This window comes from uncultured Maricaulis sp., assembly GCF_963976135.1.
GTDB lineage: Bacteria > Pseudomonadota > Alphaproteobacteria > Caulobacterales > Maricaulaceae > Maricaulis.
Window position 1 is genome coordinate 26,655 of record NZ_CAXBKN010000024.1, and the last position, 7,212, is coordinate 33,866.

At 63.5% G+C, this 7,212-nt stretch carries 5 protein-coding genes; 2 read left to right on the forward strand and 3 right to left on the reverse strand.

Features of this window, described 5'->3' with window-relative positions; translation table 11 throughout:
* Window positions 1-13: 13 nt before the first annotated feature.
* Both AAC023_RS05150 and AAC023_RS05155 read left to right on the forward strand, forming a co-directional pair.
* A complete protein-coding gene (locus tag AAC023_RS05150) occupies window positions 14-3,229 on the forward strand; it encodes an amidohydrolase family protein (protein WP_339738827.1) in 3,216 nt (1,071 codons plus the stop codon).
* 108 nt (window positions 3,230-3,337) lie between these two features.
* On the forward strand, window positions 3,338-5,485 hold the full coding sequence (locus AAC023_RS05155; RefSeq protein WP_339738829.1) for a penicillin acylase family protein: 2,148 nt from the start codon (window positions 3,338-3,340) through the stop codon (window positions 5,483-5,485).
* Window positions 5,486-5,498: 13 nt separating this feature from the next.
* Here AAC023_RS05155 and AAC023_RS05160 read toward each other — a convergent pair whose 3' ends face one another.
* The 3 genes from AAC023_RS05160 to AAC023_RS05170 form a co-directional block, all read right to left on the reverse strand.
* The gene (locus tag AAC023_RS05160) at window positions 5,499-5,954 is read right to left on the reverse strand and encodes a GFA family protein (RefSeq protein ID WP_339738831.1); all 456 of its coding nucleotides are present in this window, start codon (window positions 5,952-5,954) and stop codon (window positions 5,499-5,501) included.
* 146 nt (window positions 5,955-6,100) lie between these two features.
* Window positions 6,101-6,838, reverse strand: coding sequence for a carbonic anhydrase family protein (locus tag AAC023_RS05165; RefSeq protein ID WP_339738833.1), 738 nt, complete (start codon window positions 6,836-6,838; stop codon window positions 6,101-6,103).
* 77 nt (window positions 6,839-6,915) lie between these two features.
* Window positions 6,916-7,212, reverse strand: a 297-nt coding sequence (locus AAC023_RS05170) for a glutathione S-transferase C-terminal domain-containing protein (protein ID WP_339738835.1), incomplete at its 5' end; no start/stop codon positions are given.

The window sequence follows — 7,212 nt, forward strand, 5'->3', positions numbered from 1 at the left end:
TGGGGAGCGTAATATGAGCCGATACCTTCTGGCACTCGCTGCATCGACCATTCTGTGTACATCGCCGGGCCTCGCCTGGCAGGATGGCGAGGCTGCGGAAGACGCGGCCCCCGCCGGCTGGGATGTCGCCAATCCAGGCCTCGACATGCGCCAAGTGCCGCTCAATGTCACTGAAGGCACCTGGATGAGCCTCGATGTCAGCCCGGACGGGCAGACCATCGCGTTTGATCTGCTTGGCGATATCTACACCATTCCGGTGACCGGCGGCGAGGCAACCAATATCGCTTCGGGCATGCCCTGGGAAATCCAGCCGCGCTTCTCGCCCGATGGGAGCCGCATTGCCTTCACCTCCGATCGCGGGGGCGGCGACAATATCTGGATCATGAATGCCGACGGTTCGGACGCCGCGGCGCTGACCGATGAGAGCTTCCGCCTCCTCAATAATCCGACCTGGCATCCCAATGGCCGCTATATCGCGGCCCGCAAGCATTTCACCACCCAGCGTTCGGCCGGTGTCGGCGAAATCTGGATGTATCACGTGCTTGGCGGCGCCGGCGTTCAGCTGGTCGAGCGGCCCAATGAGAGCTTCCAGAAGGAGCTCGGCGAGCCGATGTTTTCGCCGGATGGGCGCTATGTCTATTACACGATGAATGTGACCCCGGGGAACAGCTTCATCTACGCCCAGGATTCCAATACCAATCTGTTTGATATCCTGCGCTATGACCTGGAAACCGGCGAGACCTCGACGGCCGTCTCCGGTGCCGGCGGCGCGGTGCGCCCAACACCCTCGCCGGACGGGCGCTATATGGCCTTCGTGCGCCGCGAGCGCATTCAGTCGACGCTTTACATCAAGGACCTGCACAGCGGCGAGGAACGCCGTCTGGTCGATAATCTCGACCAGGACATGCAGGAGACCTGGGGTGTCACCGGCATGTATCCGAATATGGACTGGATGCCCGACAGCCAGTCCATCGTCTATTGGGCCGGTGGCCAGATTCACCGCGTCGACCTGGCCAGCGGCACGGTCAGCGACATTCCGTTCTCGGTCAACGACACCCGCGATATCGTCGATCCGCCGCGCCCGCAGGTCGAGGTCGCTCCGGCGACCTTTGAGACCCGTATGCCGCGCTTTGCTACCGCCTCGCCCGATGGCAGCCAGATCGTGTTTGAAAGCCTCGGCCAGCTCTGGGTCCGCGCCGCTTCAGGTGATGCCGCGCCGCGCCGTCTGACGAATAATAATGGCGATCGCCGCGAGCTCTTCCCGAGCTGGTCGGCCGATGGCCGCACCATCGTGTTCGCGACCTGGGATGACCAGGCCCTGGGCTCGATCCGCACGATTTCCGCGCGCGGTGGCCGCGAAACGGTTGTCACCGCCGAGCCGGGTCATTATCGCCGGCCGCGCTTCTCGCCCGATGGCAATACCATTGTGTTTGAAAAAGGTTCGGGCGGGTATCTGACCGCCGCGGAATGGTCCGAAGCGCCGGGCGTCTACACCATCCCGGCCCGCGGCGGCACCATGTCGCTGGTGACGGAGAGCGGCTCAAGCCCGCAATTCGCCAATCGCAATGACCGGATTTTCGTGACCCGCGGCGGCGATGGAGCCTCGCTGGTCTCGATGGATCTGAACGGTGCCAATGAGCGCATTCACGCGACCGGCGAACTGGTGACCGAATACGAGGTCTCACCCGCCGGTGATCACGTCGCCTTCCGTCAGAATTACGATGTCTTCGTCACCCCGCTTCTGCCCGGCCCGCAAGCGGTCGGCGGCAGCCGTACCAGTGGTGCGTTGCCGACGTCCGAGCTGTCGGGCAATGGCGGCACCTATTTCCACTGGAGTGATGGCGGCCAGCAGGTCAACTGGACCATGGGACCGGTTTTCTATTCCGCCCGGATCGAGGACTTCCGTCCCAATCCCAATGCTGCAGAGGGCGAGGGCTATACCCCGCCGACCGAAGGCGTGAACCTGTCCATGACGGTCACCGCAGACCAGCCCACCGGCATCACGGCCCTGGTCGGTGCGCGCATCATCACCATGGCCGGCGAAGATGGCGGTGTGATTGAGAACGGCACCATCCTGATCGACGGCAATCGCATCAGTGCGATCGGGGCCGATATCGAGGTGCCTGAAGGCGCACGCGTGGTTGATGTTGCGGGGCACACGATCACGCCCGGCTTCATCGATTCCCATGCCCACGGACCGCAGGGCACGGATGATCTCATTCCCGAGCAGAACTGGTCGGATATCGCCCATCTCGCCTTCGGCGTGACGACGATCCACGATCCGTCCAGCCGCGCCAGCCAGATATTCTCCTCGAGCGAATATCAGCGCGCCGGCCGGCTTCTGGCACCGCGGATCTATTCCAGCGGCGAGATCGTCTATGGCGCGCGTGCGCCATCGGTCTATGCCGAGATCAACAGTCTCGACGATGCCGAACAGCATGTCTTCCGCCTGGCATCGCAAGGCGCACTCTCGATCAAGAACTACAACCAGCCGCGCCGGGACCAGCGCCAGCAGGTTGTTGCCGCCGGGATCGAGGCCGACCTGCTGGTCGTGCCTGAGGGCGGGTCCAATTATCATATGGACATGTCCTTGATCGCCGACGGGAATTCCTCGCTGGAGCATAATCTTCCGGTTTCGGCGATATATGAGGACGTCATCAGCCTGTATGCCCAGACCCAGGTCGCTTATTCGCCGACCCTGGTCGTCACCTATGGCGGCCTGGCCGGCGATCCGTATTGGCGTCAGGCGACGGATGTCTGGCTGCACCCGATTCTGTCGCAGCACGTGCCGCCGACCATCCTGCAGGCCAATAATGTCCGGCGCACCACAGCCCCGGAAACGGACTTTGTCGATGATGACAGTGCCCGTGTGGCGCATCGTCTGATGCAGGCCGGGGTCGATGTCGTGATCGGGGCTCATGGCCAGGAAGAAGGCCTGGCGTCGCATTGGGAAATGTGGTCGCTGGCGCGCGGCGGTTGGTCACCGCTCGAGGCCTTGCAGGCTGCGACGGTGATGCCGGCCCGGCATCTCGGCTTTGACGCCGATATTGGCTCGCTCGAGGTTGGCAAGCTCGCCGATCTGGTCATCATGCGCGCCAATCCGCTCGACGATATCGGCAATACCGACGAGATCGACATGGTCATGCTCAATGGCCGTCTCTATGACGCGGCGACCATGAATGAGACCGTCACCGGCGATAATGACCGTCAGCCCTATTTCTGGGAGTAGGTCTGACCCGCACCGAATGAGAAGGGGCGCTCCGACCGGGGCGCCCTTTTTTTGTCCGCTTGCGGCTGCGCTGCGCTGGGATAGACTTGCCGTCAAAGGGGAGAATTCATGAAGCTGTCGAAGTTCTGGGGCCGTATCGTCATGGCCGCCATTGTGCTGGTGGTCGCGGCTGCCTTGGTCAATATGGGGTCGCAATATCTCAGCCTGCAGGCGTTTTCGCGCCAGGCCTTCGAGGTTGCCGAGACCTATTCGGTCCGCATTGTGCGCGACGAGTTTGGCGTGCCGCAGATCTATGGCGTCACCGACCCCGACACGGCCTTCGGTCTCGGCTATGCCCAGGCCGAGGATGACTGGGCGACCATGCAGACCACCCTGGTGGCGGCGCGTGGGCGTCTGGCGCGCTATGCCGGCCAGGACGCCGCACCGACGGATTACATCGTGCAGCTCCTGCGCATTCGTGAACTGGTCGAGGCGCGCTATGAGCGCGATCTGTCGCCGGCCACGCGAGCACTGGTCGAGGCCTATGCAGACGGGCTCAACCTGTATGCCGCCGAACATCCGCGGCAGATATGGTCCGCCGAACTGCCGGTGCGCGGGCAGGATATCATTGCCGGATTCGTCCTGCGCACGCCCTTCATGTACGGGCTGGACGGTGATCTGGCCGAACTCTTTCTCGATGAGCGTCAGCGCACCATTTCGATGGGCTCCAGCGAGACCGCCTTCCAGCTGATTGACGGCGAGCGCCTGCCCTTCGGCTCCAACGCCTTCGCCATTGCACCGGGTCGTTCAGCCGACGGCGCGACGCGTCTGTTGATCAATTCGCACCAGCCCTTTGAAGGGCCGGTGGCCTGGTATGAGGCGCGCCTGCACTCCGAAGATGGCTGGGACATGGCCGGCGCGACCTTCCCCGGGGCGCCGCTTATCCTGCACGGCTTCAATCCCGATCTCGGCTGGGCCCATACGGTCAACAAGCCGGACCTGTCGGACATCTATGTGCTGGAGACCGAGGGCGATCGCTACCGCCTCGACGGCGAATGGCTCGATCTCGAGCATGGCACGGCGCGCCTGACGGTCGGTATTTTCGGACCGGTCCGCTGGACGGTGACGCGTGATATGTGGTGGTCGCGTCATGGGCCTGTGGTGCGCACCGATCATGGCGATTACGCCATCCGCTATTCCGGCATGGACCAGATCGGCCAGGTCGAACAATGGTATGCGATGAACCGCGCCACGGATTTTGACAGCTGGATGGCGGCGATGGAGATCAATGCCATCTCCTCGCTCAACGCCGTCTATGCTGATCGCGAGGGCCATATCGCCTATGTCTACAATGCCCGCATGCCGGTGCGTGGAGAGGGCTATGACTGGCTGCAATATCTGCCCGGCGATCGCTCCGAACTGATCTGGGACGAATATCTGCCGCTCACCGCCATGCCGATCTATACCGATCCGGACAGTGGCTGGCTGCTTTCGGCCAACCAGACACCCTTTGACGCCACCGAACCGGCCGACAATATCGATGCGTCCGGCTATTCGTCCACATTCGGCATCCAGCCGCGCTATTCCAATCGCGCCTGGCGCGGGCTGGACTTGTTGCGGGCGCAAGGTTCGATCAGCCGTGAGCGCCTGCTCGAAATCAAGTTCGACAAGGTCTATTCAGGCCAATCGCCGGTCGCGCGTCTGGTCAATGAATTGCTCGCCGAGGATTTCACTGGCGATGCGGCGATGACCGAGGCCCAGTCCGTGCTGCGGCGCTGGGATCTTGCAACCGACACCGCCAATCGCGAGGCGGCACTGGGCGTGCTGGTCGCGGTGCGCTGTATCGGCAATCTGCACACCAATGATCCCTGGCTGATGGACCCGGTCGAGGCGCTGCGCGACTCTGCCGCTGAATTGATGGCGCATCATGGCCGGCTCGATCCGCAATGGGGCGAGGTCAACCGGCTGGTCCGCGGTGAGCTCAATATTCCGATTGGCGGCGGGCCGGACGTGCTGCGTGCCATCTATGCCGGTGCGCATGATCTCGATGCCAATGGCCAGCTGACGGCGGCGGCCGGCGATACCTCGATCATGCTGGTTGAGTGGCTGGCCGATGGTTCGCTCGACGCCTCCGCCATCATCCAGTATGGCGCCGCCACGCTGAATGAAAGCTCACCGCATTTCGCTGATCAGGCACCGCTTTTCGCGGCCGAGCAATGGCGCACGCTTGATCTGTCGATGCGCGAGGGTGGTTACCGGCCCGGTGATCCGCACTGATTGCCTTGAGCGATCAGGCCGTCTCGGCGAATTCGGCAATCAATGCCGGCAGGGCGTCCATCGGCGGAAAGCCGGCGAAGCTGTGGCGCGCCGGCGTTGTCGCCCAGGCAAGCTTCTCCTGTGTCATGGTCTCGATGAAGGGGGTGAACCAGCTAGTGTCATCGAACATCGTCGGACGAATATTGATGAAGCCGTCGACGCCCTCGATGCGGGTGAACATCCAGGTCAGGCAGCGCGGACAGCAGCGGTGGTCGATCGGCCCCTCGCCAAGCCCACCGCGTTCGGTCTGTCCCCTGGTTACGGCAAATCCGTCCGGTGGCACCATGGCCGTGATGGAAAAGGCGCTGGCGCTCATTTTCTGACAGCCCGTGCAATGGCAAGCAGCCGTCATCAGCGGCGGCGCAGTCAGCTCGACACCGACATCACCGCAGCGACAGGTGCCCTTGAGGGGGAGTACGGGCAGGCTCATCTCGCGTTTCCGATCCGTGTCAGCCAAAGTCGGAATCTATCCATAGCGCCGGGCCAGCACCAGAGCGAAAATCCCGTCTGGGTGCAACAGGATGCCCTGGACCAGACATGGTCCAGGGCCCGATGTGAAAAGTCCTGGCGACCCGCTCAATCCTCGGAGACGAGCACATAGCGCCGGTTGAGCGGCTGCACCGGGCGGAAGCTGTCGGGATGGCGGGTCTCGAACGCGCCAATCTGCCCCGGCGTCGCCGTAACCGGATGGGTCAATACGGTCCAGGAGACGATCTCGCTGCAGGGCGGTGTCGTCAGCGAGCCCTGATAGCGGAAGGATTCGCGGTTTTCGGGCAGGAAATCATTGAGATGCACGCGCGCGGCAATGCCCGGTGAGGCCTGGCTGTCGGCGGGCATGGCGGCCCACACCGAGTCGAGGGTGGCCAGCGTGTCGCCGCGCTCGACCATCACGCCGATCACGGCGAGATCGCCGGCTTCGGACTGGTGCACGAAATGCACTTCCATCGGCGCCTGGCGGCCATTGATGGTGTGCTCGCTGGCGGCGTGGAAATGGAATTGCAGCAGCGCATAATGTGTGTCGCCCAGCATCAGGCCGCCGGCATTCTCGACGCTGACCTGTACGGTATGGCCATTATCGACCACGACACCGGCGGTTTCATCGGCCCAGTCGATCATGGCGGGCGCGAAATCGGCCTGCATGGCACCGGTGAGATTGATCGGCGATTGTTGCTGCCCGGCGGCGCAAACGGCCCAGTCGGGATTCATCGCCTGCCAGTGCTCCGGCCCTTCATGGCCGTCATAGCCCCAGTGCTGGGCGTGAGCCGGCGCGGCAGCGCAGGCGGCGAGGGCGAGGGGGAGCCAGATGCGGTTCACGGGAGATCTCCTGATCCTGGACGGGGTGTCATGGCGGCCGGGCGACCGTCTGTTCGATGGCCAAACTGCACGCGTTATTATGGAGCGACCCTTAACGGCACGCCATCGCTATCGCGATTGGCGGTCCAGACCGGATATTTCTGCATCACGCCGGCAAAGATCGGCGAGTCCAGATGCGCCGCGAGCCAGGCTTGCAGGTGCGGCAGGGCTTGCCGGGCAAACCACTCACGGTCGGTGTGCGCGAACTGGCGCACAAAGGGGAAAATCGCCGCATCGGCCAGGCTCATCGCCTCGCCACACAGGAAGGTGGAGCCGGCGAGCCGCGCCTCGAGACCGGTGAGGATTTCCAGCCCGCGCGCGCGGTTTTCCAGCGC

Coding starts and splice junctions, on each gene's coding strand:
- AAC023_RS05150 (WP_339738827.1), top strand. CDS start 14: ATGAGCCGATACCTTCTGGCACTCGCTGCATCGACCATTCTGTGTACA.
- AAC023_RS05155 (WP_339738829.1), top strand. CDS start 3,338: ATGAAGCTGTCGAAGTTCTGGGGCCGTATCGTCATGGCCGCCATTGTG.
- AAC023_RS05160 (WP_339738831.1), bottom strand. CDS start 5,954: ATGAGCCTGCCCGTACTCCCCCTCAAGGGCACCTGTCGCTGCGGTGAT.